Origin of the sequence: Catenulispora subtropica (genome assembly GCF_039531675.1) — a bacterium.
Classification (GTDB): domain Bacteria; phylum Actinomycetota; class Actinomycetes; order Streptomycetales; family Catenulisporaceae; genus Catenulispora; species Catenulispora subtropica.
This window is the reverse complement of the sequence record NZ_BAAAQM010000092.1, coordinates 1-24,319: the sequence shown is the minus strand read 5'-3', so window position 1 is coordinate 24,319 and position 24,319 is coordinate 1. Positions and strand designations below refer to the sequence as shown.

Annotated in this window: 22 protein-coding genes and 2 pseudogenes; 9 read left to right on the top strand and 15 right to left on the bottom strand. The window is 70.4% G+C overall.

The window, feature by feature from the left end; genetic code table 11:
• From ABD466_RS42675 to ABD466_RS42660, 4 genes and pseudogenes are all read left to right on the top strand, one after another.
• Positions 1 to 380: pseudogene (locus tag ABD466_RS42675) on the top strand (ABC transporter ATP-binding protein); the annotation flags it as partial.
• Position 381: 1 nt separating this feature from the next.
• Positions 382 to 1,437, top strand: coding sequence for an ABC transporter permease (locus ABD466_RS42670; protein ID WP_344663027.1), 1,056 nt, complete (start codon positions 382 to 384; stop codon positions 1,435 to 1,437).
• Between the two features lie 72 nt (positions 1,438 to 1,509).
• Positions 1,510 to 2,481, top strand: a complete 972-nt coding sequence (locus tag ABD466_RS42665; protein ID WP_344663026.1) for an ABC transporter ATP-binding protein — start codon at positions 1,510 to 1,512, stop codon at positions 2,479 to 2,481.
• Positions 2,478 to 3,311, top strand: a complete 834-nt coding sequence (locus ABD466_RS42660) for an ABC transporter permease (RefSeq protein WP_344663025.1) — start codon at positions 2,478 to 2,480, stop codon at positions 3,309 to 3,311. The genes ABD466_RS42665 and ABD466_RS42660 overlap by 4 nt, the downstream gene beginning before the upstream one ends.
• A 12-nt stretch (positions 3,312 to 3,323) precedes the next feature.
• Here ABD466_RS42660 and cax read toward each other — a convergent pair whose 3' ends face one another.
• The 4 genes from cax to ABD466_RS42640 form a co-directional block, all read right to left on the bottom strand.
• The gene (cax, locus tag ABD466_RS42655) at positions 3,324 to 4,421 is read right to left on the bottom strand and encodes a calcium/proton exchanger (protein WP_344663024.1); all 1,098 of its coding nucleotides are present in this window, start codon (positions 4,419 to 4,421) and stop codon (positions 3,324 to 3,326) included.
• A gap of 204 nt (positions 4,422 to 4,625) precedes the next feature.
• Positions 4,626 to 5,390, bottom strand: a complete 765-nt coding sequence (locus ABD466_RS42650; protein WP_344663023.1) for a class I SAM-dependent methyltransferase — start codon at positions 5,388 to 5,390, stop codon at positions 4,626 to 4,628.
• 143 nt (positions 5,391 to 5,533) lie between these two features.
• Positions 5,534 to 5,857 carry a hypothetical protein gene (locus ABD466_RS42645; RefSeq protein WP_344663022.1) on the bottom strand — a complete coding sequence of 108 codons (324 nt, stop codon included), beginning with the start codon at positions 5,855 to 5,857 and terminating at the stop codon, positions 5,534 to 5,536.
• 21 nt (positions 5,858 to 5,878) lie between these two features.
• Positions 5,879 to 7,666 (bottom strand): 3-hydroxyacyl-CoA dehydrogenase family protein, encoded by a 1,788-nt coding sequence (locus ABD466_RS42640; RefSeq protein ID WP_344663021.1) that lies wholly within the window; start codon positions 7,664 to 7,666, stop codon positions 5,879 to 5,881.
• A gap of 151 nt (positions 7,667 to 7,817) precedes the next feature.
• On the opposite strand from ABD466_RS42640, the pseudogene ABD466_RS42635 reads away from it, so the two are divergent.
• Positions 7,818 to 8,785 (top strand): annotated as a pseudogene (locus ABD466_RS42635) (LLM class flavin-dependent oxidoreductase).
• A gap of 155 nt (positions 8,786 to 8,940) precedes the next feature.
• Here the strand turns inward: ABD466_RS42635 and ABD466_RS42630 are convergent.
• From ABD466_RS42630 to nucS, 3 genes are all read right to left on the bottom strand, one after another.
• The gene (locus ABD466_RS42630; protein ID WP_344663020.1) at positions 8,941 to 9,345 is read right to left on the bottom strand and encodes an SCO5389 family protein; all 405 of its coding nucleotides are present in this window, start codon (positions 9,343 to 9,345) and stop codon (positions 8,941 to 8,943) included.
• 128 nt (positions 9,346 to 9,473) lie between these two features.
• Positions 9,474 to 10,439, bottom strand: a complete 966-nt coding sequence (locus ABD466_RS42625) for a hypothetical protein (RefSeq protein WP_344663028.1) — start codon at positions 10,437 to 10,439, stop codon at positions 9,474 to 9,476.
• A 163-nt stretch (positions 10,440 to 10,602) separates the two neighbouring features.
• Positions 10,603 to 11,280 carry an endonuclease NucS gene (gene nucS / locus ABD466_RS42620; RefSeq protein WP_344663019.1) on the bottom strand — a complete coding sequence of 226 codons (678 nt, stop codon included), beginning with the start codon at positions 11,278 to 11,280 and terminating at the stop codon, positions 10,603 to 10,605.
• A 154-nt stretch (positions 11,281 to 11,434) separates the two neighbouring features.
• On the opposite strand from nucS, the gene ABD466_RS42615 reads away from it, so the two are divergent.
• The gene (locus ABD466_RS42615) at positions 11,435 to 11,758 is read left to right on the top strand and encodes a hypothetical protein (RefSeq protein ID WP_344663018.1); all 324 of its coding nucleotides are present in this window, start codon (positions 11,435 to 11,437) and stop codon (positions 11,756 to 11,758) included.
• Positions 11,759 to 11,866: 108 nt separating this feature from the next.
• Here ABD466_RS42615 and ABD466_RS42610 read toward each other — a convergent pair whose 3' ends face one another.
• Positions 11,867 to 13,837, bottom strand: coding sequence for a methylmalonyl-CoA mutase family protein (locus tag ABD466_RS42610; RefSeq protein WP_425558876.1), 1,971 nt, complete (start codon positions 13,835 to 13,837; stop codon positions 11,867 to 11,869).
• A 268-nt stretch (positions 13,838 to 14,105) separates the two neighbouring features.
• On the opposite strand from ABD466_RS42610, the gene ABD466_RS42605 reads away from it, so the two are divergent.
• On the top strand, positions 14,106 to 15,524 hold the full coding sequence (locus tag ABD466_RS42605; RefSeq protein WP_344663016.1) for an MFS transporter: 1,419 nt from the start codon (positions 14,106 to 14,108) through the stop codon (positions 15,522 to 15,524).
• Here ABD466_RS42605 and ABD466_RS42600 read toward each other — a convergent pair.
• From ABD466_RS42600 to murA, 3 genes are all read right to left on the bottom strand, one after another.
• Positions 15,496 to 16,053, bottom strand: a complete 558-nt coding sequence (locus ABD466_RS42600) for a GNAT family N-acetyltransferase (RefSeq protein WP_344663015.1) — start codon at positions 16,051 to 16,053, stop codon at positions 15,496 to 15,498. The two genes, ABD466_RS42605 and ABD466_RS42600, sit on opposite strands and share 29 nt — an antisense overlap.
• 83 nt (positions 16,054 to 16,136) lie before the next feature.
• On the bottom strand, positions 16,137 to 16,988 hold the full coding sequence (locus ABD466_RS42595) for a 3-hydroxyacyl-CoA dehydrogenase family protein (RefSeq protein WP_344663014.1): 852 nt from the start codon (positions 16,986 to 16,988) through the stop codon (positions 16,137 to 16,139).
• 205 nt (positions 16,989 to 17,193) lie between these two features.
• A complete protein-coding gene (gene murA, locus ABD466_RS42590) occupies positions 17,194 to 18,510 on the bottom strand; it encodes a UDP-N-acetylglucosamine 1-carboxyvinyltransferase (protein WP_344663013.1) in 1,317 nt (438 codons plus the stop codon).
• Positions 18,511 to 18,596: 86 nt separating this feature from the next.
• Between murA and ABD466_RS42585 the strand changes: the two genes are divergently transcribed.
• Positions 18,597 to 20,153 (top strand): hypothetical protein, encoded by a 1,557-nt coding sequence (locus ABD466_RS42585; RefSeq protein ID WP_344663012.1) that lies wholly within the window; start codon positions 18,597 to 18,599, stop codon positions 20,151 to 20,153.
• Positions 20,154 to 20,177: 24 nt separating this feature from the next.
• On the top strand, positions 20,178 to 20,777 hold the full coding sequence (locus ABD466_RS42580; protein ID WP_344663011.1) for a cob(I)yrinic acid a,c-diamide adenosyltransferase: 600 nt from the start codon (positions 20,178 to 20,180) through the stop codon (positions 20,775 to 20,777).
• Positions 20,778 to 20,852: 75 nt separating this feature from the next.
• On the opposite strand, the gene ABD466_RS42575 is transcribed toward ABD466_RS42580, so the two are convergent.
• Genes ABD466_RS42575 through ABD466_RS42560 form a run of 4 tightly spaced genes read right to left on the bottom strand, consistent with a single transcriptional unit; the run spans position 20,853 to position 24,128 of the window.
• Positions 20,853 to 21,299, bottom strand: a complete 447-nt coding sequence (locus tag ABD466_RS42575) for a DUF2550 domain-containing protein (RefSeq protein WP_344663010.1) — start codon at positions 21,297 to 21,299, stop codon at positions 20,853 to 20,855.
• Between the two features lie 45 nt (positions 21,300 to 21,344).
• Positions 21,345 to 21,776: a F0F1 ATP synthase subunit epsilon gene (locus tag ABD466_RS42570; RefSeq protein WP_344663009.1), complete on the bottom strand. Its 432-nt coding sequence runs from the start codon at positions 21,774 to 21,776 to the stop codon at positions 21,345 to 21,347.
• The gene (atpD, locus tag ABD466_RS42565; RefSeq protein ID WP_344663008.1) at positions 21,773 to 23,212 is read right to left on the bottom strand and encodes a F0F1 ATP synthase subunit beta; all 1,440 of its coding nucleotides are present in this window, start codon (positions 23,210 to 23,212) and stop codon (positions 21,773 to 21,775) included. Before atpD ends, ABD466_RS42570 begins: the two co-directional genes overlap by 4 nt.
• Before the next feature lies 1 nt (position 23,213).
• The gene (locus ABD466_RS42560; RefSeq protein WP_344663007.1) at positions 23,214 to 24,128 is read right to left on the bottom strand and encodes a F0F1 ATP synthase subunit gamma; all 915 of its coding nucleotides are present in this window, start codon (positions 24,126 to 24,128) and stop codon (positions 23,214 to 23,216) included.
• Positions 24,129 to 24,319 lie beyond the last annotated feature (191 nt).

Genomic DNA, 24,319 nt, shown 5'->3' with positions numbered 1-24,319 from the left:
GCGGACGCCTGCAGGCCGACTGCTCGGTCAAGGAGTTCATCGAGCGCAACTCCGAACAGACCGTGACCATCCGCACGCCGGAGACGATGCGGCTGCTCCAGCTCCTCGCCGCCAAGGGCGCCCGCGTCACCAACGACGCCACCGGCCTGATCACCGTCCGCGGCGCCACCCCGCAGCAGATCGGCGACCTCGCCTTCGAGAACCAGATCCGGGTGCACGAACTGGCCCCGCACCAGGGCTCCCTGGAGGAGGCCTTCATGGAGATGACCCGCGACCAGGTCGAGTACCGGGCCGTCGGCCCCGGCGGGCCGGGCGGTCCCGGCGGACCCGTCCCCCCGCAGCAGCCCTACGCCCCCGGCCAGATGATCGGAGCCCGCTGAGATGAGCACGCCCACGCCCACCGGGCAGCCGACCCCCGGCTACGCTCCCCCGCCGGTTCAGGACCAGGTTCCGAACGTCGGCCCGCCGCCCGGCTACGCCCCGCAGCAGCAAGGCTTCGCACCCCAGCAGCCCGGCTACGCTCCCCAGCAGCCCGGCCACATTCCTCCACAGCCTGGGTACGCGCCCCAGCCCGGCTTCGCACCGCAGCCCGGCTTCGCACCGCAGCCCGGCTTCGCACCGCAGCAGCAGTTTCCCGGCCCCGCCGGCCCCAACCCGTTCCCCCACGCCAAGGCCACCTTCGGGGCCGCCCTGCACTCCGAGTGGACCAAGATCCGCTCGGTCCGCTCCACGCCCTGGACGCTGCTCATCACCATGGCCATCACCATCGGCCTGGGCACCCTCTTCGCCTTCGGCGCCGTCCAGCACATCGACTCCGGCGACCACACCGACGACGACTGGGCCGCGCACGCCATGTCGGGCCTCTTCCTCGGCCAACTGGTGATCGTCGTCTTCGGCGCCATGAGCATCACCGCCGAGTACAGCACCGGCATGATCCGCACCTCCCTGACCAGCCAGCCCCGCCGCGGCACCCTGTTCTGGGCCAAGGCCGTGATCGTCGCCCTGGTGTCCCTGACGGTCGGCCTGATCTGCTCCTTCACCTCCTACTTCCTCGCCGCGGCCATCTACTCCGGCCACGACGTCCACGTCAGCCTGTCCGACGGCGACACCCTCCGCGCCGTCTTCGGAGGCGGCCTGTACCTGGCGGTCAGCGCACTGCTGGCGTTCGGCCTGGGCGCGATCCTGCGCCACACCGCCGGCGCCATCACCTCGGCCGTGGGCCTGCTGTTCGTCCTGTGGATCCTGGTGAACTTCCTGCCCGGCACCTGGCGCCCGGACATCGCCAAGTGGGTGCCCTTCAACGCCGGCATGCAGATCATCACCACCCGGCCGATGGACGACATGTTCACCCCCTGGACCGGCTTCGCGGTGTTCACCGCCTATGCCGCCATCTCGGTGATCCTTGGTGCGATCGTGATGCGCAACAAGGACGCCTGACCGGACCTTTTCAGTAAGCTGTGACGGAGCCGGGATGCCGGCTCCGTCTCACGCTGTCGAATGGGGGCTGCCGTGATCGAAGTGCACGACCTGTCCAAACGCTACGGGGACAAGACCGCCGTCGATCACTTGACGTTCTCGGTCGCGCCGGGCCGCATCACCGGCTTCCTGGGCCCCAACGGCGCCGGCAAATCCACCACGATGCGCCTGATCCTGGGCCTGGACCGCCCGAACTCGGGCACCGCCACCATCGGCGGCATCCCCTACACCGCCCTGCGCGAGCCCCTCCGCAAGGTGGGCGCCCTCCTCGAGGCCCGCGCCATCCACACCGGCCGCTCCGCCTACAACCACCTCTGGTGTCTGGCCCAGAGCCAGGGCCTCCCCCGCACCCGCGTGGACGAGTCCCTGGCGCTCGTCGGCCTGACCGAGGTGGCCCGCAAACGCGCCGGCGGCTTCTCCCTGGGCATGGGCCAACGCCTCGGCATCGCCGCGGCGCTCCTCGGCGACCCCCAGGTCCTCATACTGGACGAACCGGTCAACGGCCTGGATCCCGAAGGCGTCCTGTGGATCAGGAACCTGATGCAGAGCCTGGCCGCCGCGGGCAAGACCGTCTTCGTCTCCAGCCACCTGATGAGCGAGATGTCCCAGACCGCGGAACACCTCATCGTCATCGGCCGCGGCAGGCTCATCGCCGACGAGTCCGTCGAGGCGATCATCGCCCGCTCCTCCGGCCAGTCGGTCCTGGTCCGCACCCCGCAGCCGGCCCAGCTGACCAAGGAACTCGAGCGCACCAACGGCTCCGGCACCCCCGTCACCGTCACCACGGCCGCCGACGGCGCCCTCCTCGTCCGCGGCATGACCGCCCCGGAGATCGGCGAGAAGGCCTCAGCCGCCCGCGTGGTCCTCCACGAACTCACCCCCCAGCGAGCCTCCTTGGAAGAGGCCTTCATGGAGCTGACCCGCGACTCGGTCGAGTACCACACCGACGCCCCCTCCCAGGACGCGCCACCACCGCCCGCCCCCGAGAGCGAGGCCGCCGAATGACCACCACCGCCACCGCCACCGTCACCAACGACGGCCCCTCCGGCCTCGCGGCCTTCCCGCGCCTGCTGGCCATGGAGTGGACGAAGTTCCGCAGCGTCCGCTCGACGGTGTTCTCCCTGCTGATCTTCATCGTCCTGACCCTCGGCCTGGCAGCCCTCTTCACCTGGCTGACGGTCAACCAATGGGACAAGATCGACCCCGACCAGCGCGCCTCCTACCAGCGCGACGCCGTGGGCAACATCCTCGGCGGCGGCTTCTTCCTCGGCCAACTGGCCATCTGCGTCCTGGGCACCATGGTCATCACCACCGAGTACAGCACCGGCATGATCCGCGCCAGTCTCCTGGCCGCCCCCAAGCGCATCCCCATGCTCGCCGCCAAGGCCGTCGTCTTCGCCACCGTGACCTTCGTCGTCGCCGAGATCGTCTCCTTCGGCGCCTTCGGCATCGGCGCCCCGATCCTGCACAGCAAGGTCGAGGTGAGCCTGAGCGACCCCGGCGTCCTGCGCGCGTTGCTGGGCGCGGGCCTCTACCTGACGATGCTCGGCCTCTTCGCCATGGCCATCGGAGCCCTGGTCCGGCACACGGCGGGCGCCATCACAGCCGTCATCGGCTTCGTCCTGGTGCTGGCACCGCTGGCCCAGCTGCTTCCCGGGTCGCTGGGTAAGCACGTGCACGCCTATCTGCCCACCGAGGCGGGCCACCTGGTCGCGCAGTCGGTGCAGGGGCCCAAGGACTTGCTGTCGCCGTGGCAGGGGTACGGGGTGTTCTGCTTGTGGACGGCGGCCCTGCTGGTACTCGCGGGCTGGCTGCTGAAGCGCCGGGACGCCTGAGGCCGGACCGCCTCACCCCCACCAGAAAGCCGTAGCCACCAGCACATACAGCCCGACCATCGCCGACCCCTCCAGCCAGTCCGACTCCCCGTCGGAGATCAGGTACAACACCGCGAGCGTCGCGATGCTCACCGTCGTCACCAGCATCGGCGCGAAGACCAGGGTGAACGGCGGCCCGCCGATCACCGGCGACAGCAGCACCAGCGCCGGTGCCAGCACCAGCGCGATCTGCAGCGGGCTGTTCAGGACCACCGACAGTGCGTGGTCCGCCTGGTTCTGCCACGCCAGCTTCACCCCGACGGCGTTCTCCACCGCGTTGCCCGCGATGGCCACGATCACCAGACCGGAGAACGCCTCGGATATGTGCATCGAGTGCATCGCCGGGGTCAGGGCGTTCACGAACAGGTCGGAGACGTACGCGGCGGCCAAACCGGTGGCGGCCAGCATGCCGACCGCCAGCCAGAGCGGCCAGCGGTTGCCCTCGTCCAGTTCCCTCTTCGTCTCGGCGGCTTCCTCGGCCGCCGTCGGCTCCAGGTCGCGGCGCAGGCTGGCCGGGATCGACAGGGCGAACACCACGAGCAGCACGATCGCCGTGACGCGGGACAGCCCGGCTTCGTGGCCGGACGCCGGGGAGTGCACGTACGAGGCCAGGCTCGGGACCAGCATGGAGGCCACCGACAGGATCATCAGCCCCATGATCAGCCGGGCCCGCTGCTCCGAGAAGCGCAGCACCCCGTGTTTGGCGCTGCCCACCACGAAGGCCAGACCCAGCACCAGCAACAGGTTCGCCAGGATCGAGCCGATGATCGCCGACGTCACCACGGTCGTCAGCCCGGCCCGCAGCGCGAAGATCGAGATGAACAGTTCGGGCAGATTGCCCAGCGCGCTCTGCAGCACCCCCACCGCGCCCGCGCCGAGGCGGTCGGAGAGATGGTCGACGGCCCGTCCGACGAGGGCCGCCAACACGGCGACCGCCGTCGCCGAGACGACGAACGGCACCACCGAGCCACTGGTCAGAACTGTGGCCCCGATCGTGGCGGCCGCCGCCACGCCGAGCAAGATCAGATCAGAGCGGGAGAAGACCCGCGAGCGTCCCGTGAGAGCCGTCATGCCTCGGGACTATAAGGCATGTCAGCCAAGGTACTTATCCGACAACAGGTCAGGGCGGCGCATATCGCTCAGGAGTAACCCCTATGTCCGTTGTCTCCGATACACCGTCGGCGCCGAACCGACCACAGCCTCGCCGGCGCCATCACGCTCGACGTCCTCATCAAGCACGAACAGCTCAACCCCGGCGAGGCCGCCGAGCGACCGTCAGACCTCAGCCTTCCGAGCCTCGATCAAGAACCGCCGCGAGTAGGCCACAAACGGCCCCTCACTCCGCATCTGCGCATCCAACCGCCGCAGATCCTCCCGGTACTTCTCCACCGTGAAGTCCGGCACGAACCAGATCACCTTCCGCAGGAAGTACACCATCGCCCCGATGTCGAAGAACTCCATCTTCAACTCGGCCTCCCGCAGATCCACCACCTCGAGCCCGTACTTCTCCGCGTCGCGCCGCGCAAGCTCCGGCTCCCTCAGGCTCTTCCCCGTCGGCTTCGGACCGAGGAAGTACTCGTACACCTCGTGCCCGCTGTCCGGCCCGATGTGCTGGGAGAAGTACGTCCCGCCCGGTGCCAGCACCCGCGCGATCTCCCGCCAGTGCGCCATCACCGGGTGCCGGCTCGTCACCAGGTCGAACGTTCCGTCCGCGAACGGCAACGGCGGCTCGTCCTCGTCGGCGACGACGACCACGCCCTTGTCCCGCAGGTTCCGCTGCGCCACCGCGATGTTCGGCGCCCATCCCTCGGTGGCGACGGTCGCCCCGGAGGGCCGCTGCTCGACGCCGGCCAGCACCTCGCCGCCCCCGGTCTGGATGTCCAGGTGCAGGTGCGCCCGGCCGATCCGCTCCCCGAGCAGCCGCTGGTAGCCCCAAGGCGGGCGCTCCTCGGTGGCGCGGCCGTCGAGCCAGGAGAAGTCCCAGCCGCTCACGTCGACCGCGTCGGCCTCCGCGATCAGTTCCTCGAATGTGCGGTCCATGGCAGAAGATGATCGCGGGTCCACGCCCCTGATCGCCAGAGTGGGAACGCCATTCGGGCACTTACTTGCCGAAGGTTTACCCGACCCGCTCGGCCGCCTTCACCACGGTCGGGGGTCGGTGCAGTTCAAGGCGCTTCCCACCCTCACCGCGCCCTCCGACGCCCCCGCGCGTTCCAACACGGCGTGTGCCAATGCCGCCGGTCCTGCACACCCAGCCCGTGATCGTCCTTCGGCCACGCCACCACGTGCGGCACCCCCGCCCGGATCTCCTGCTCACACCCCGGACACCGGTACACCTTCTGCGCCGCCTGCCCCGGGACGGCCCGCACCGCCCAGTCCCGTCCGTCCGGACCGGTCTCGATCCGGTCGTAGCCCAGCACCCGCGACGCCATCCGCGCGTTCGCGCCGTCCTGGTCGTCCGCGGGGGCGGCGTCGGAACGGCGGGGCGGACGGCGGCGCGGGCTCATGGCACCAGCGTAATCAGCGAATCACCGCGTCCCGTAATCCCGGAATCCGCGCCCGGCCTTCCGGCCCAGATACCCCGCCGTCACCAAGTGCTCCAGCAGCGGCGCCGGCGCGAACCCGGGCTCCCGGAACTCCAGGTACAGCACCCGCTGGATCGCCAGCGACACGTCCAGCCCCACCACGTCCAGCAGTTCGAACGGTCCCATCGGGTAGCCGCACCCGCGCTTCATCGCGGTGTCGATGTCGTCGGCGGTCGCGTAGTGCGCCTCCAGCATCCGCACCGCGTCGTTCAGGTACGGGAACAGCAGCGCGTTCACGATGAAGCCGGCGCGGTCGCCGCAGTCCACCGCGACCTTCCCCAGCTTGCGGCACACCTCGTGGACCGTCGCGACCACGTCGTCCGCGGTCTTCACCGTCCGCACCACCTCGACCAGCTTCATCACCGGCGCCGGGTTGAAGAAGTGCACGCCCACCACGTCCGCCGGACGCCGCGTCGCCATCGCGCACTCGATCACCGGCAGCGACGACGTCGTGGTGGCCAGGATCGCGCCCGGCTTGCAGAGCTCGTCGAAGTTCGCGAACAGCGCGCGCTTCACCTCGACGTCCTCGACCACGGCCTCGATCACCAGGTCGCACTCGGCCAGTCCGCCCAGGTCCGTGGTCCCGTGCAGGAGGAGCTGGGCGGCGTCGCGCTTCTCCTCGGACAGCTTCCCGCGCTGCACCGCCTTCTCCAGCGACCGGGCGATGGCCGCCTTCGCCGCGTCCACCTTGGCCGACGCGCGCGCCACCAGCACCGTCTCGTAACCGGCCTTGACGCAGACCTCGGCGATGCCGGAGGCCATCGTGCCGGAGCCCACGACGCCGATCCGGGTCACCGGCCGCACCTGCGCGCCGTGCCGCGGCCCGCCCGCCTCCGGGCTCTGCTCGTCCGCGACGACCACCGGCGAGTCGGAGGCCTCATAGGTGTAGAACCCGCGCCCGGTCTTGCGCCCCAGCAGGCCGGCGGTCGCCATCTGCTTCAGGATCGGCGCCGGCGCGTGCAGCCGGTCCCGGGACTGCTTGTACATCGTGTCGAGGATCTCGTAGGCCGTGTCGATCCCGATCAGGTCCAGCAGCGCCAGCGGGCCCATCGGCAGGCCGCAGCCCAGCTTCATCGCGGTGTCGATGTCCTCGCGGGTCGCGTACCGCTGCTCGTACATCGACACCGCGTGGTTCAGGTAGCCGAACAGCAGCGCGTTGGCGATGAAGCCGGCGCGGTCGCCGCAGGTGACGTCGTCCTTGCCGAGCCGCCGCACCAGCGCTTCGACGTCCGCCACCACCTCGGGGTCGGTCACCACGGTGCGCACCACCTCGGCCAGCTTCATGACCGTGGCCGGGTTGAAGAAGTGGACGCCGACCACCCGGGACGGCCGGGCCGTCGCCACCGAGATCTCGGTCACCGACAGCGCCGAGGTGTTGGTCGCCAGGATCGTCTCCGGCGGGCAGATGGCGTCCAGGCGCTGGAAGACCGAGCGCTTCAGGGCCAGGTCCTCGGGGACGGCCTCGACCACGAGCTCGGCGGCGGCCAGGTCCTCCAGGGAGGTGGTGAAGGTGATGCGGTCGAGCAGCGCCTCGGCCTCGTCGTCGGTCAGCTTGCCGCGCTTGACCGCGCGCGCCACGGAGCCCTGCAGGTGGCCCTGGCCGCGCGCCACGCCGGCGGCGTCGACTTCCACGCCGATGACCTGGATGCCGTTGCGGGCCATGACTTCGGCGATGCCGGCGCCCATCGTGCCGAGGCCGACGACGCCAATGGTGGTGAACTCGCGGGGCATGGCTATCCGTCTCCTTGAGTTGGGTACTCGCAGCTCCCGAGTGTCGAGGGGCGACAGAGTCTGCGGTTACCGGTCAGTATCTACGGACGACATGTGTTCTGACACCACCTGATTGCCTGTGAGAGTCGACACACCGTTACAGACTGTATCCATGCGCATCGGCGTTTTTCTGGTGGCGGCGGGCTTTCCGGGTGTTTCGCCCGAACGGGCCCTGCGCACCGCCCTCGAGTACGGGATCGCCGCGGAGGACGCCGGGTTCGACGACGTCTTCGTGGCCGAGCACCACTTCATGTCCTACGGCACCTGCCCGTCCGCGCTGACCTTCGCGGCCCTGCTGGCCGGCCGCACCACGCGGATCGGCGTCGGCACCGCCGTGACGGTGCTGTCGACGTCCCATCCGGTCGCGGTGGCCGAACAGGCGGCCATGCTCCACGTCCTGACCGGGGGACGGTTCACGCTGGGCGTCGGGCGCGGCGGGCCCTGGGTGGACCTGGAGGTGTTCGGCACGGGGCTGGAGGGCCTGTCCCACCGGGCGTTCGCCGAGGCCCTGGACATCCTGCGGGCCTGGGGCGAACAGGACGCCGTCTCCTACGACGGTGAGTTCCACCGGTTCCGGGAGGTGCCGACGGTACCGCGCGGGCGGCCGCCGACGCTGGTGGCGTGCACCTCGACGGAGACGGCGCAGCTCGCCGCCCGGCACCGCCTGCCCATACTGCTCGGGATGCACGCCGACGACGCCGAGAAGGCGGCGATGGTGCGGGCCTACGGACCCCGAGCGCCACACACCTCCGTCGTGCTCGCCCAGGTCGCCGACTCACGGGCGGCCGGTGTCAGCCTGCTGCGTCAGACGATGCCGGCGTGGCTCACTCCCGGACTGGCGTCCCATGTCGGTTCGACGGCGGCGGGCTGTCGCGGGATCCGGTGGCCTATACGGAGCACCTGACGGCGATCCATCCGATCGGTCCCGCGGGCTACTGCGCCGACCGGATCCTGGAGTCCGGCCGGACGACCGGCGTCGACCGGTTCCTGCTGTTCGCCGAGGGCGGCGGTCCGGAGCACACGCTGGCGAACATCAAGGCCCTGGGGAGCTCGGTGCTGCCCCTGCTGCGGGCGTCATGACCAAACGGAACCGGTGGCGTCCCCTGCCCCCTGGGACGCCACCGGCCGCTCGCGGAGATCCTCCGGCTCTCGATTCGGGGTGCCCGCACCAGCCCGTATACGGCGCACGGCATACCGACCCGAACCGTCCCCACCAGTGCCGGGGTTCCGCGGTCCTAGCAGTCGCGCAGCAGCGGCGACTGGTTCAGGAGCTGCGAGCGCACCGAGGTGAAGGCGCGGTACTCGTCGGCGTCCTGCGCGGTCCCGGCGGGGAACACCGCGACCCGATGGCAGTTCTGGAAGGCCAGCCGGACCCCGAAGTGCCGCTCCAGGCACCCGCGGATGGCGTCGCTGGCCAGGGCGCGCAGCAGCTGCCCGCGGGCCTGCTCGTCCGGAGGCGGCGTGGTGTTGTCGACGAACCCTGTGCCGCCCGTGCCGTCCACGTGCATCCGGGTCGCCAGATCGCTGACCATCTGCCAGGCATAGGGCAGCGAGGTGCGCACGCAGTCGGCGAACTGCTCGTCGGTGACCTCGCCGAGCTCGGCCGCGGCGAGCAGTTCCTGGGAAACGTCTAGGGACATGTCAGAAGGCTCCTCCCGATTGGGGGTACACCTAGAGGCATGGCCAATCCCGGAGGTCTTCTAACCTGTCGGGGCGAAGGGCTTTCAAAGCGACATCAGCGCATGACTGATGTCCAACCTCCGCCGCTTCAGTGGAAATTCACGTTGTGCAGCCGCGCTTTGTAGAACTCGGCACCGTAGGACAACCCCCGGGTGAAGGACTTGGCACCGGCCGAAGAGAAGAACTGCACGTCGGGATTCACCCAGTCCCTGCTGTCGCCGTGGTACTTCACGCCGGTCGCCTGCACCCAGAACGACTCACCGGACACGTCCTGCGAGAAGGACTTCACCGCGTGGTTCCCGTGGACGGTGGTGACCTTGTGGGTGGCCTTGTCGATGGCGACGACACCGGTGGTGTGGGTGGCCAGCAGAATGTCGCGGTCGCTGTAGGAGGCGTCGAGGCTGTGGCCGAGGTTGGAGGCGCCGATGGAGACGTCGACGCCGCCGGTCAGCCGCGTCGCACGATAGGTGCCGCTGACCGCGTAGGAGGTGGCACGGCCCTGGCCGATGACCCACAGCCGGCCGTGGACGTCGTCGTACCAGACCCCGTGGGCGCCGGCGTAGCTGATGGTCTGCACCAGCGCCAGGGTGCTGGGCCTGCTGACCGCGGTGGGCGCGTAGACGTGCACCGCACCGCCGGTGCAGGCCGCGACGATCGCGCCCACATCGGGGATCCGCTCGATCGCGTGCGGGTTGCCGCCCGGCGAGGCGTGCCACAGCAGGCTCCCGGTGCCCTGCGTCCCCGAGGAGGCCTTGTCCACGATGCCGATGTTGCCCCCGGACGCCGCCACCAGCGCCACCTCGCCGAACGAGGCCGTGCTGCGGAACTTGACGTCGGACAGGTTGCTCCACCCGCCCCCGCCCGGCGCCCACACCCACTGCGGCTTGCTCCACGCCGTCGCCGAGTTGTAGATCTGGATCTGGTTCCGGTACTGCTCGCACACCGCGACCCCGTAGCTCGCCGAGGCCTCGGCGCTCTGCTCCCCGAACCACAGCGCCGCCGGCGTCACCGCCCCGACCGCGAGCGCCGACTTGATCAGGGTCCGTCTGTTCATCTCCACGGTTCGACTCCCTCGTCCGCGTCGCCGTCGACGCTCGCAATATCCTGATACGAGGGACGGCCGGGAGCCAAGGGAACGGCCGGTTTTCACAAAGGCTTTGGCTGGCGGGAGGACGTCCGCCCGTCGTGTCGCGGGCCGGCACCGCTTCCGAAGACCGTCAGAACAACCGCGCCGACGGGTCGTCCATCCCCCGCAGCACCTCGTAGTCCAGCACCGCGCACTCGATCCCGCGGTCGGCGGCGAGGGTGCGGGCCTGCGGCTTGATCTCCTGGGCCGCGAACACCCCGCGCACCGGGGCGAGCAGCGGGTCGCGGTTCAGCAGGTCGAGGTAGCGGGTCAGCTGCTCGACACCGTCGATCTCGCCGCGGCGCTTGATCTCGACGGCGACGTGGGCGCCGGCGGCGTCGCGGGCCATGATGTCGACCGGGCCGATGGCGGTCGGGTACTCGCGGCGGACCAGGGTCCAGCCGCTGCCGAGGGTCTCGATCTGCTCGGCGAGGAGCTCCTGGAGGTGGGCCTCGACGCCGTCCTTCTGCAGGCCCGGGTCCACGCCGAGGTCGTGGCTGGAGTCGTGCTCGATCTCCAGCAGGGTGATCACCAGGCGCTCACCGGCCTTGTTGGTGACCGTCCACTGGGTCCGGCCGTCCTGCTCGCCGTCCGCCTCCTTGAGCGTGCACGGCGGCGACATCCAGTTCAGCGGCTTGTACGCGCGGTCGTCGGCGTGGATCGACACGCTGCCGTCGGACTTCACCAGCAGCAGGCGCTTGGCCTCCGGGAGGTGTGCGGACAGCCGGCCCGCGTAGTCGACGGTGCAGCGGGCGATGACGATGCGCATGGGATCGGAGCCTATCAACCGGTGCGCCCGGTAGGTGCGAAATCCCTATGCGGATCGGCGTAACCGCAGTTGACGGTTCCCGCTATCATTCAGCACGACACGCCGCAACCCACATCCTGATGGGCGCCGCTTCGACGCGAGGAGTCGCAGAACGATGAGTTTCATATCCAAGGCTCTCGAGATCACCGAGAAGAGTTTCGAGGGCGCCGTCGAGCAGCTGGAGGACTGGAGCGCCCACCGCCACGGCGCCAAGCTCTTCATGAAGCTGGGTATCGCCTACTACGCCGAGCAGCGTCTGGAGGGCCACCACGAGCCGGTGGAGCGGATCCTGGACGCCCTCGACGGCCACGCCGCCGAGCACGGTGAGACCGGCATCGACCACCTGCGGGTGACGCACGAGGTGCTGGGCCGCGACTTCAGCGGCGAGCACCACCCCGACGCCGTCGCGGAGAAGGACGCCGAGAAGGCCGACGCCTGATATCGGCGTCTTCGGGCCGGCCGAAAAGCTCAACAAATCAGCGCTCTCCCCTCCGGGATTTCCCCGAGGGAAGAGCGCTGACTTGTGTCCGATCGGTGAGGGATCCGTTCAGACCGCGGTTGTCGAGGAGAGAGCGGATCCGGCCCGCCGGATCTCCTCGACGATGGTGTGCAGGATCTGCGTGATCCCGAAATCCTTCGGGGTGAACACCGCGGCCACCCCGGCCTCGCGCAGCGCGCGGGCGTCGGCGTCGGGGATGATGCCGCCGACCACCACGGGGACGCCGCCGGCCCCGGCCGCACGCAGTTCGGCCAGCACCTCCGGCACCAGCTGCAGGTGCGACCCGGACAGCACGGACAGCCCCACGCAGTGCACGTCCTCGGCCACCGCGGCGGCCGCGATCTGCGCCGGCGTCAGCCGGATGCCCTGGTAGACCACCTCGAAGCCGGCGTCGCGGGCCCGCACCGCGATCTGCTCGGCACCGTTGGAGTGGCCGTCCAGCCCGGGCTTGCCGACCAGCAGCCGCAGCCGCCGGCCGAGGTCGGCGGAGGCCTGGTCCACCTCGCGGCGCAGCTCCACGAGCTCCTCGGACGGGATCGCGGTGCCGGTGGAGCCGGAGACGCCGGTGGGCGCCCGGAACTCCCCGAAGACCTCGCGCAGGACGCCGGTCCACTCGCCGGTGGTCACCCCGGCGCGCACACAGGCCAGCGTGGCGTCCATCAGGTTGGCCGTCGTCGCGGCCTCCCGGCGCAGCCGCTCCAGCGCCGCGTCCACCGCCGCCTGGTCCCGCCCCGCCTTCCAGGCCCGGAGCGAGCGCACGGCCTCCTGCTCCACGGCCGGGTCCACGGTCTGGATCGCCGCGTCGAGGTCCGCGGTCAGCGGGTTCGGCTCGGTCTCGGTGAACTTGTTCACGCCGACGACGACCATCTCGCCGGACTCGATCCGGGCGCGGCGCTCGGCGTGCGCACCGACCAGCTGGGCCTTCAGATAGCCGGACTCCACGGCCGCGACCACGCCGCCGAGGTCGGCGATGCGCTCGATCTCGGCGTAGGCGGCCTCGGCGATCTCGTCGGTCTTGGCCTCGACGACCTTCGAGCCGGCGAACAGGTCGGGGTACTCCAGCAGGTCGGACTCGTAGGCCAGCACCTGCTGCATCCGCAGCGACCACTGCTGGTCCCAGGGCCGCGGCAGGCCCAGCGCCTCGTTCCAGGCCGGGAGCTGCACGGCGCGCGCCCGCGCGTCCTTGGAGAGCGTCACGGCCAGCATCTCCAGCAGGATCCGCTGCACGTTGTTCTCCGGCTGCGCCTCGGTCAGGCCGAGCGAGTTGACCTGCACGCCGTAGCGGAAGCGGCGGAGCTTCTCGTCGGTGACGCCGTAGCGCTCGCGGGTGATCCGGTCCCAGAGGGCGCCGAAGGCCCGGAGCTTGCACATCTCCTCGACGAAGCGCACGCCGGCGTTGACGAAGAAGGAGATGCGGCCGACCACCTGACCGAAGTCCTCCGGCGCCACCTGGCCGGAGTCCCGCACGCCGTCCAGCACGGCGATGGCCGTGGACAGCGCGTAGGCGACTTCCTGCACCGGCTGCGCGCCGGCCTCCTGCAGGTGGTACGAGCAGATGTTGATGGGGTTCCACTTCGGCATGTTCGCCACGGTGTAGGCGATGGTGTCGGTGATCAGCCGCAGCGAGGGCCCGGGCGGGAAGACGTACGTGCCGCGGGAGAGGTATTCCTTGACGATGTCGTTCTGCGTCGTCCCGGCCAGGGCGGCGATGTCGGCGCCCTGCTCCTCGGCGGCCACCTGGTACAGCGCCAGCAGCCACATGGCCGGGGCGTTGATGGTCATCGAGGTGTTCATCCGCTCCAGCGGGATGCCGTCGAACAGGGCGCGCATGTCCCCGAGGTGCGCGACCGGGACGCCGACCTTCCCGACCTCGCCGCGGGCCAGGACCGAATCCGGGTCGTAGCCGGTCTGGGTGGGCAGGTCGAAGGCCACCGACAGGCCGGTCTGGCCCTTGGCCAGGTTCCTGCGATACAGGGCGTTGGACTCGGCCGGGGTGGAGTGCCCGGCGTAGGTCCGCATCACCCAGGGACGGTCGCGCTCGGTCTGCGCCGCATTTTCAAGCACGGGGACTCCCACGTGGATTGTGTCGCCGCCTGCGAGGGATGGGGTCGGCGCCTTGGTCCGGAGCCTACTGACGGGTAATGCGGGTGTCACGGTGAGCTTGCGCACACCGGGTCGCGGCCGGCTGGAGACCCGCTATCTATCTCGATATCAAGCTTCTTGACATCGAACCAGTGTGTCGGTCAGACTCCCGGAGGACGTGCAGGGCTGACGCTAGGGGTGGGACATGGGGCTTCGGAACCGCCGAACGGGTGATATCAGCGAGGGTGATACCGGCGGGGAAGGCGACGGCCGGTCAGGCGGGCGCGGCGGTGCCGATGGGCGCGGCGGGTCCGGCGGTGCCGGCGGGCGCGGCGGTTCCGGCGGTGCCGGCGGGACGATCGCCCAGCTGCGCAACCCGCCGGGGGGCCGGGACGCGCGGATCATGCTCGGGGCGCTGTTCCTGGACCGGACCGGCAGCGGCACCTGGTCGTCCGCGGCGGTGCTGTACTTCACGATCGTGGCCGGGCTGAGCGCCGGCCAGATCGGGGTGCTGCTGGGGGCGGCCGGGCTGGTCGGGATCGCGGGATCGCCGATCGCGGGGCGGCTGGCGGAGCGGTTCCCGGTGCGGTCGATCCTGGTGACGTGCCACGCGGTGCGGGTCGTGACGCTGTGCGCGGTGCCGTTCTGCCACGGGTTCGCGGCCTTGCTCGCCGTCACGACGGTGACGACCCTGGGCGACCGGGCCTCGAAGACCATGGAGATCCTGTTCGCGACCCAGGTGGCGGGGGCCGAGCGGGCGACCTACCGGGCACTGTCGCGGGTGGTGATGAACGCGGCGTTCGCGCTCGGGGCGGGGCTGGCGGCGATCGCGGTGGCGGTGGGGACGCGGGGCGCCTACGACGCGCTGGTGGTCGGGGACGGGTTGTCGTACATCGCGGTGGCGGCGATGGTCCTGCGGACGACGCGGCGGGCGCCGCACCACGGCGCGGTTCCCTCCCCGAAAGCGGTGGAGCCACGACGGTGGCGCAATCCGTGGCGCGACCCGGGCTACCTGCTGTTCGTGGTGCTCGACATCTTCCTGAACCTGGACGACGCGGTCCTGATGGTCGGCCTGCCGCTGTGGGCGGTGACGCACACCGACGCGCCGCACGCCGTGGTCCCGGGCGTGCTGGTGATCAACACGCTGATGGTGGTGTTCCTGCAGATGCCGGCGTCGTCGCGGGTGGTCGGCACGCGGCCGGCGGCGCGGGCGGTGGCGTGGTACGGCGTGGCGCTGCTCGGGGCCTGCGCCCTGATCGCGGTGTCGGGCTCCGGCGGCGCGGCGTTCGCGGGGGTGACGCTGGTGCTGGCGGCGGTGGTGGTCACGATCGCGGAGCTGGTGCGGTCGCTGGCGTCGTGGGAGCTGGCCGTGTCGCTGGCGCCGGGTGAGGCACAGGCCTCGTACATGGGCGTGGCCGGGATGGCGCAGGCGATCGAGCGGTCGGCGGGACCGGTGGCGCTGTCCAGCGGGGTGATGGCGGCGGGGCCGGTGGGGTGGCTCGGGCTCGGCGTGGTCGTCACCGGGCTCGGGGTGGTCCAGCGGGTTGCGAGCCTGCGGCGGCTGGACGCGATGGGCGGCTCACCCGAGCCCGGTCTCACCGTGTTGAGCGCCAGTCCTTCCTGAGCATCGCCATCACGTGGCAGTCGATCCATTCGCCGTCCCACAGCAGGGCGTCGCGCTTGGTGCCTTCGAGGACGAAGCCGACCTTCTCGTAGACGTGGCGGGCGCGTGGGTTGAAGGCGTAGACGTCGAGTTCGACCCGGTGGACCCCGACGGTGTCGAAGGCGTGGGACAGGACCAGGCGAGTGGCCTCGGTGCCGTAACCGCGGCCGAAGACGCGAGGGCCCATCAGGGTGATGCGGAAGCCGCAGGAGCGGTTGTCGGCGTCGAGTTCGTTCAGGACCACCTCGCCGACGTAGCGGCCGGTCGTGTTCTCGACGATCGCGAGGTCGACGCGGTCGGTCTGCTCGCCGCGGGTGCCGTACCAGTGCTCCAGCTGCTCGCGGGTGAAGGTGGCGCGGGTGGCGGTGAGGCGCTTGCCCTCGGGGTCGGCGAGCATCGCGATCAGGTCCGGGACGTCGGCCACGGTCACCGGGCGCAGGGTGACGCGGTCGCCGCGGAGGGTGGGCTTGGCGGCGAAGGAGAGAGTCATGATCGCGATGGTCGCAGGAAACGCGCGCGGCGGCCGCTGGATTTCTCCGGCGGCCGCCGCGCCCGGTGCGGCTGCGCGCCGGATCAGTAGCTGTAGAAGCCCTTGCCCGACTTCCGGCCGAGGTCGCCGGCGGTGACCATGCGGTTCAGCAGCTCCGGCGGGCTGAACTTCTCGTCCTGGGTCTCGGTGTAGATGTTCCGGGTGGCGTTGCGCAGGATGTCGACACCGGTCAGGTCGGTGGTGGCCAGCGGGCCCATGGCGTGGCCGAAGCCGAGCTTGCAGGCCAGGTCGATGTCCTCGGCGGTGGCCACGCCGGACTCGTAGAGCTTCACCGCCTCCACCACCAGGGCGGCGATCAGGCGGGTGGTCACGAAGCCGGCGACGTCGCGGTTCACCACGATGCAGGTCTTGCCGACCTCCTCGGCGAAGGACCGGGCCTTGGCCAGGGTCTCGTCCGAGGTCTTGTAGCCGCGGACCAGCTCGCACAGCTGCATCATCGGCACCGGGGAGAAGAAGTGGGTGCCGACCACGTCCTCCGGACGCCCGGTCACGGCCGCGATCTGGGTGATCGGGATGGCCGAGGTGTTGGTGGCCAGGACCGCGCCCGGCTTGGCCAGGCGGTCCAGCTCGCGGAAGATCTCCTGCTTCACCTCGACGCTCTCGAACACCGCCTCGACCACGACGTCGGCGCCGTCCACGGCCTCGGCGAGGTCGGTGGTGGGGTGCAGCCGTCCCAGCGCGGCCTCCGCCTCCTCGGGGGTGTAGCGGCCCTTGGCGGCGAACTTCTCCAAGGAGGCGCGGATGCCGTCGGTGCCGCGCTTGAGCGCCTCGTCGGTGACGTCGCGCACCGCCACGTCGTACCCGGCGGCCGCGGCCACCTGGGCGATCCCCGAGCCCATCAGTCCGGCGCCGATGACGGCGAGCTTCTTCGACACTGCGCTACCTCGTGCTTCTCAAAGAGTGAGTTGCTAGGACGTCAGAAAGATAACGCGGGGCTCGGGCCGGATCGCGCCCCTGCGGGCGCGGCCTTTTGCGACATCGCTCACACCGCCCTCGGCCGCGACGTCGGTCGGGGAGTGTGGGGCAGAGGCAGAGGCTGAGGCAGGGGCGGGTGCGGAGGAGGCGGAGGAGCCGGGGTGGCTATGGGTAGGGGTCCGGGTCGGGCTCCCGCTCGATCGTGGCGCCGAGCGAGCGGAGCTGCGTGACCAGACCCTGGTACCCGCGGTCGATGTGGCGCACGTCGGACACCGTGGTGTAGCCGTCGGCGACCAGGCCGGCCAGCACCAGGCCCGCGCCGGCCCGGATGTCGGTGGCCCGCACCGGGGCACCGGAAAGGCGCTCGACTCCGCGCACGATCGCGTGGTGTCCCTCGGTGCGGACCGAGGCGCCGAGACGGGCCAGCTCCTGCAGGAAGACGAAGCGGGCGTCGAAGAGGTTCTCGGTCACCATCGAGGTGCCCTCGGCGATCGAGTTCATCGCGGCGAACAGCGGCTGCAGGTCGGTGGCGAAGCCCGGGTAGGGCAGCGTGATGATGTCGACGGCCTTGGGACGGCGGTCCATGGAGACGCGGAAGCCGCTCTCGTCCGAGACGACGGTGGCGCCGGCCTGCGTCAGCTTGTCCAGCGCGATCTCCAGGTGCCCGGCCCGGCCCCCGGCCACGCGGACGTCGCCGCGGGTCATGGTGGCCGCGACCGCGAACATGCCCGCCACGATGCGGTCGGAGACCACGCGGTGCGGCGAGGGGGCCGGCCGCAGCTCGTCCACGCCCTCGATGACCAGGGTGGAGCTGCCGGCGCCGTCGATCTTGGCGCCCATGGCGCCGAGCAGCGCGCAGATGTCGACGATCTCCGGCTCGCGCGCGGCGTTCTCGATCACCGTGGTGCCGCGGGCCAGGACGGCGGCCATCAGGATGTTCTCGGTCGCCCCGACGCTCGGGAAGTCGAGCAGGATGCTGCCGCCGGTGAGGCCGCCGGGCGCGGAGGCGACGAGGAAGCCGTGCTCCTGCGAGATGGTCGCCCCGAGCCGCTCCAGGCCGTCGATGTGCATGTCCAGCCCGCGCGAGCCGATCGCGTCGCCGCCCGGGTAGGACACCTTGGCCTCGCCGCGCCGGGCCAGCAGCGGGCCCAGCACGCAGATCGACGCCCGCAGCCGGCGGACCAGGTCGTAGTCGGCCTCCGTACCGGGCGCGGCCGGGACGTCGATGACCAGGGTCGAGCCCTCCTGCGGGCCCTCCTCGCGCTCCGGGCCGGGCGTCCAGTCCAGCTCCACGTCGCAGCCCAGGCGGCGCAGGAGCTCGGCCATCAGCTCCACGTCCAGGATGCGCGGGACGCCGTGCAGTTCGGTGCGGCCCTCGGCGAGGAGGGCGACGGCCATCAGCTTCAGGGCACTGTTCTTCGCGCCGCACACCGCGATCTCGCCCGCGAGGCGGGCCCCTCCGGCGACTTTGAAACGCTCCACGGAGCGTCATCCTCGCACAAGGGCATAGCTCTTTCGGGTGACCGGCAGGCAACCTGCGGCTTTCGGTTCGCGTCTTCCCCCATGCCATGGAGACCAGGGACCACGTTCAGCCTGAACCCGACGACCGTGACGAGAAGCGCGGCTTCGGACGCGACGACGAGTTTTCGGACGCGTTTTTGGACCACACTGGTGGGGTGTCGGAGGAGAGCGGCGGGGTTGGCGCGTGCGACGAGTGCGGGAGCCGCGGCGAGCGCGGGGGGCCCGATGAGCGCGAGCGCGGCGAGGGCCGCGACACCGCGATATTCACCCTCGGCGAGGAGACCGCTCGGATAGAACAGCCGGAGCTGCACCGGCTGCTGCGCGGGATCGCCGACGAGGTCGCGCCTTCGCCGCGCGGTGACTTCTTTCCGCAGGTGCTCAAGCGCGCTGCGGTGATGCGGAGGCGGCGGCGGGCGGTGCGGGCGTCGTCGGCGACCGCGGTACTGGTGGCGGCGGTGATCCTCGCACCGACGGTCGCGCGTGAGCTCGGGGTGCGCGGGGGTGCGGCTGTGGCGGCGCCGCCTTCGGCGGTGGTGGACATGGCGAGCGCTTATCCGGAGGCGGATGCTTCGGCGACGGAGTTGGTGCCTTTGGTGGCGGCGAAGCCGGCTAATGCTTTGAACTGGGGGACGCGAGGGGATGCGCTGCCGGGGGAAGCGGTGCAGCTGGCTGGGTCCTATGTGACGGAGCGGGGGGTTGCCGGGGCGAGTGGTTCTGGCGGGGCGAGCAATTCTGGCGAGGGCTCGCAGTCGGATGCGGCTGCCGCTGCGGCAGGGGCGGCTGACGCGGCGCGGTCTCAGGCCGATGCCGATGTGACGGCGAGCGCGGCTTCGGCTTCCGTGACGACTCTGTGGGCAGGCGTCGAGGACGACACGACGGGGGTCGTGCCGTCGCATGCCGGAGACATCGGGATCAACGTCAACGGGAGTCCCGAACGACTGGTTCAGCAGGACGCGCACAAGACGTGGCTGTTCGTGATGCAGGGCTGGCGGGTCGGGCCGGATGGGGCGCCCGCGTCGCAGGCGGTGTTGTTGGTCGGTGAGTACACGCAGAGCGCCGGTGAGTCGAGCATGACGGTGCATTCGACGCCGGTGGTCTTCGCCCACGCGCGGCCGGGATCGGGCGACGACAAGAACGACACGGATCAGATCGCGGAGCTTTCGATCTGGTTGCCGGAAAGCGGGCGGCTGCTGGTGTTGGGGGCGCCGCAGACGAAGACGGTGCTGTATGCGAAGACCGGTGGGGATCTGATTCCGCAGAAGACGATCGACGGGGTGGCGCTGTTCCCGAGGACGCGGAGTCTGGTGAAGGGGCAGTTCGCGGACACCGTGCAGGTGCGGGATGCGAAGAATGTGGCTTTGACGCCGCCGAAGGCTTGGAGTGCGGGGGACTTCGCGCTGAGCGGGGTTGAGTGGCGGTGGCGGAGCACGGAGCCGGGGTGGGTTTCGGTGGCGGCGGGGTCGCCGGTGCCGGCACCGGTGCTGACGCCGGTACCGGCGCCTTCCAAGGCGGGGCCGGTTGTGGCGCCTCCATCGAAGACGTCGCCTCCGACTGCTACCGGGCACGTGAAAACGTCGACGGAGCCACCCGCTCAGCACCGGTGAGGGCTGCCCACTACCGTTGGTGCCATGGTGAACCTGACCCGCATCTACACCCGTACCGGTGATGACGGTACGACCGCGCTCGGTGATCTGAGCCGGGTTCGGAAGACGGACGCGCGGCTGGCCGCGTACGCCGACGTCGACGAGGCCAACGCCGCCATCGGACTGGCTCTCGCGTTCGCGGAGAACTCGGCCGGGATGCTCGACGAAGGGATCAGGACGCTACTCCGCAGGATCCAGAACGAGCTGTTCGATCTGGGCGCGGACCTGTCGACGCCGCCGGCGGAGAACCCGGAGTTCCCGCCGCTGAGGATCGAGGCGGCGTACGTCGAGCGGCTTGAGGCGGCGTGCGACGAGTGGAACGAGACGCTGGGGAAGCTGCGGTCGTTCATTTTGAACGGCGGGACGCTGGTCGCCGCGCAGCTGCACGTCGCGCGGACCGTGACGCGGCGGGCGGAGCGGAGCGCGTGGGCGGCCGTCGAGGCTTACGGGGATGGGATCAATCCGTTGGCGGTGAAGTATTTGAACCGGCTGTCGGATTTGCTGTTCATCTTGGCGCGAGTGGCTAACACGGACTCGCATGGTGGGGATGGGGATGTTCTGTGGGTGCCGGGCGGGGAGCGGTAGTTCGTAGAACTTCGGGCGCCGCCTTCGGACGCTGAGGTTGGCCGGGGCGGCCTGCCGGCGCGGCTGCCGGTGCGCTCAACTCACCCGTGAGATGTTCCATCCGGGCGGGGCCGCCTCCACCCAGGTGAGGAAGGCCATCATCGACTCCGGCGACATCGCCAGTTCGACGGCCTCGCCGGCGGCTGAGCATTCGAGGACCGACCAGCCCGGCAGGAGGGTTCGGGTCTCCTCCCCCACGGCTTCGCGGCGGCCGACGACGTCGAAGCCGCGGCGGGCCAGGCTGGTGCGGGGGCGGGGACTGTAGCTGAAGACGCGGTAGAGCTCGACGGTCAGTTCGCGGTAGCGGCCTACGGCGAAGGACCAGCCGGAGGCGTCGCCCAGGGTGGGGATGGGGGCGAACCGTACCGCGCAGTCGAAGGCGCCGCCGCCGCGGCGGATCAGGTGGCGGCGCATGGGGATGAAGGCCAGGGCCAGGCAGATGACTACCAGGGTGATGGCCAGGAACTCGACAGCGCTGAGCATCTAGGGGTGCTCCTCACTGTCGAGTCCTGGGCGCATCTACGTGCCTCAGTGGCCGGTGTGGCCCGCGACGCGGAGTTGGGCCTCGGCGAAGCGGAGGTCCGCGTCGGCTTGCTCGCGGGCGGCCTGGTCGTCGCCCGCGTTGTGCTCGGCGGTGCGGGCTTCGGAGGCCAGTTGCTGGGCCGCGGTGACGTCGATCTCGGACGGGAGCAGGAGGCTCTCGGCCAGGACGGAGACGTCGTCGCGGGCTACGGACAGGAAGCCGCCGGAGACGACCGCTTCCAGGGTGCCCTCCTCGGTGCCGCGGATGGACACGATGGAGGGCTGGAGGATGGAGAGGATCGGCTGGTGGCCCGGGAGCACGCCGGTGTCGCCTTCGGTGGTGCGGGCCACGATCATCTCGGCCGTGCCCTGCCACACCTTGCGGTCCGCGGCCACCAGGGAGACGTTCAGCCGGCGGCCGCCGTGCTGCTCGCTCATGCCCGCTCCAGCTCCTTGGCCTTCTTCTCCAGGTCGTCCAGGCCGCCGCACATGAAGAACGCCTGCTCCGGGACGTGGTCGTACTTGCCGTCGGCGATGGCGGTGAAGGCGTGGATGGTCTCGTCCAGGGGGACGAAGGAGCCCTCGATGCCGGTGAAGACCTTGGCGACGTACGTGTTCTGGGACAGGAAGCGCTCGATGCGGCGGGCGCGCTGCACCGTGATCTTGTCCTCTTCGGACAGCTCGTCCATGCCGAGGATGGCGATGATGTCCTGCAGGTCCTTGTACTTCTGGAGGATCTGCTTGACCCGGGTCGCGCACTGGTAGTGGTCCTGGCTGATGTAGCGCGGGTCCAGGATGCGCGAGGTGGAGTCCAGCGGGTCCACCGCGGGGTAGATGCCCTTCTGGGTGATCGGACGGCTCAGCACCGTCGTCGCGTCCAGGTGGGTGAAGGTGGTGTGCGGGGCCGGGTCGGTGATGTCGTCCGCGGGGACGTAGATCGCCTGGACCGAGGTGATGGAGTGGCCCTTGGTCGAGGTGATGCGCTCCTGCAGCTCGCCCATCTCGTCCGCCAGGGTCGGCTGGTAGCCCACCGCGGAGGGCATACGGCCCAGCAGGGTGGAGACCTCGGAGCCGGCCTGGGTGAAGCGGAAGATGTTGTCGATGAACAGCAGCACGTCCTGCTTCTGCACGTCGCGGAAGTACTCCGCCATGGTCAGCGCGGACAGGGCGACGCGCAGGCGGGTGCCCGGCGGCTCGTCCATCTGGCCGTAGACCAGGGCGGTCTTCTCGATGACGCCGGTCTCGGTCATCTCCGCGATCAGGTCGTTGCCCTCGCGGGTGCGCTCGCCGACGCCGGCGAACACCGACACGCCGCCGAAGTTCTCCGCGACGCGGTAGATCAGCTCCTGGATCAGCACGGTCTTGCCCACGCCCGCGCCGCCGAACAGGCCGATCTTGCCACCGTTCACGTACGGCGTCAGCAGGTCGATGACCTTGATGCCGGTGGTGAACATCTCGGTCTTGGAGTCCAGCTGGTCGAAGCTCGGCGCCTTGCGGTGGATGCCCCAGCGCTCGGTCGGGTTGAACTCCTCGCCCTCCTGGAGGTTGAGGACCTCGCCGGTGACGTTGAAGACCTTGCCCTTGGTGATGTCGCCGACCGGCACCATGATCGGGCCGCCGGTGTTCACCACCTCGGCGCCGCGGACCAGGCCGTCGGTCGGCTTCAGCGCGATGGCGCGGACCATGCCGTCGCCGATGTGCTGGGCCACCTCGAGGGTCAGAGTCCGGGTCTCGCCCAGGAACTCGTAGTCGATGGTGAGCGCGTTCAGCAGGTCCGGCATCGCGTCGACGGGGAACTCCACGTCGACGACCGGGCCGATGATCCGCGCGACGCGGCCGACGGCCTTCGTCGTGGTCTCAGTGGTCGCAGTCATTTCAGTCACTTCCCACATTCGCATCGGCCAGCGCGTTCGCGCCGCCCACGATCTCGCTGATTTCCTGGGTGATCTCGGCCTGCCGGGCCGCGTTCGCCAGCCGGGTGAGGTTGTCGATGAGGTCGCCGGCGTTGTCCGTCGCCGACTTCATCGCGCGGCGCCGGGCCGCGTGTTCGGAGGCCGCCGCCTGGAGGAAGGCGTTGTACATGCGCGCCCGCACGTAGTGCGGCAGCAGCGCGTCCAGCACCCGCTCCGGGGACGGCTCGAACTCGTACAGCGGGAACACGCCGCCGGGCGGGGGCTCGGTGGTCTCCTCGTACTGCAGCGGCAGGATCCGCACCGTGGTGGGCTGCTGCGACAGCATCGAGATGAACCGGGTCGAGACCAGGTGGATCTCGTCGATCCCGGAGTCCTCGTCCAGGAACGCTTCGATCACCTCGTCGGCGACCTCGCGGGCGTCCTCGTACGCCGGGTTGTCGGAGAACCCGACCCAGGTGCCGGCCATCGACCGCTCCCGGAAGGTGTTGTAGACCACGCCCTTGCGGCCCACCACGTAGCGCACCGGCTCCTTGCCCTGCTCGCGCAGCAGCTGCATCAGCTGCTCCGCCTCCTTCAGGACGTTGGCGTTGTAGCCGCCGCAGAACCCGCGGTCACTGGTGACCACGACGACCGCGGCCTTCGGCGTGACGCCGGGCTTCGGCGCGCGCTCGGTGGTCAGCGCGTGCGAGGCGTTGGAGCGCGACGCGACCGCCGAGACGGCGCGCGTGATCTCCTCCGCGTACGGCGTGGAGGCGGCGACCTTCTGCTGCGCCTTCACGATGCGGGCCGTGGCGATGAGTTCCTGGGCCCGGGTGATCTGCTTGGTCGCCTTCACCGAGGCGATGCGGCGCCGGTAGACCCGGAGCTGGCCTCCCATGTCAGTTCACCCCTTCCCGAATCTCGGTGCTCACAGATGTCTTGGTCACGTCGATCAGGCCTTGTGCTTGGTGATCGTGGCCTGGCCGACCTCGTCCTCGCCCAGCGCGTCGACCTTGGCCTGGTCCGCGAGCAGCGTGCCGTCGCCGAGCTCGAAGCCGCGCTTGAACTGCGCGACCGCGTCCTTCAGCG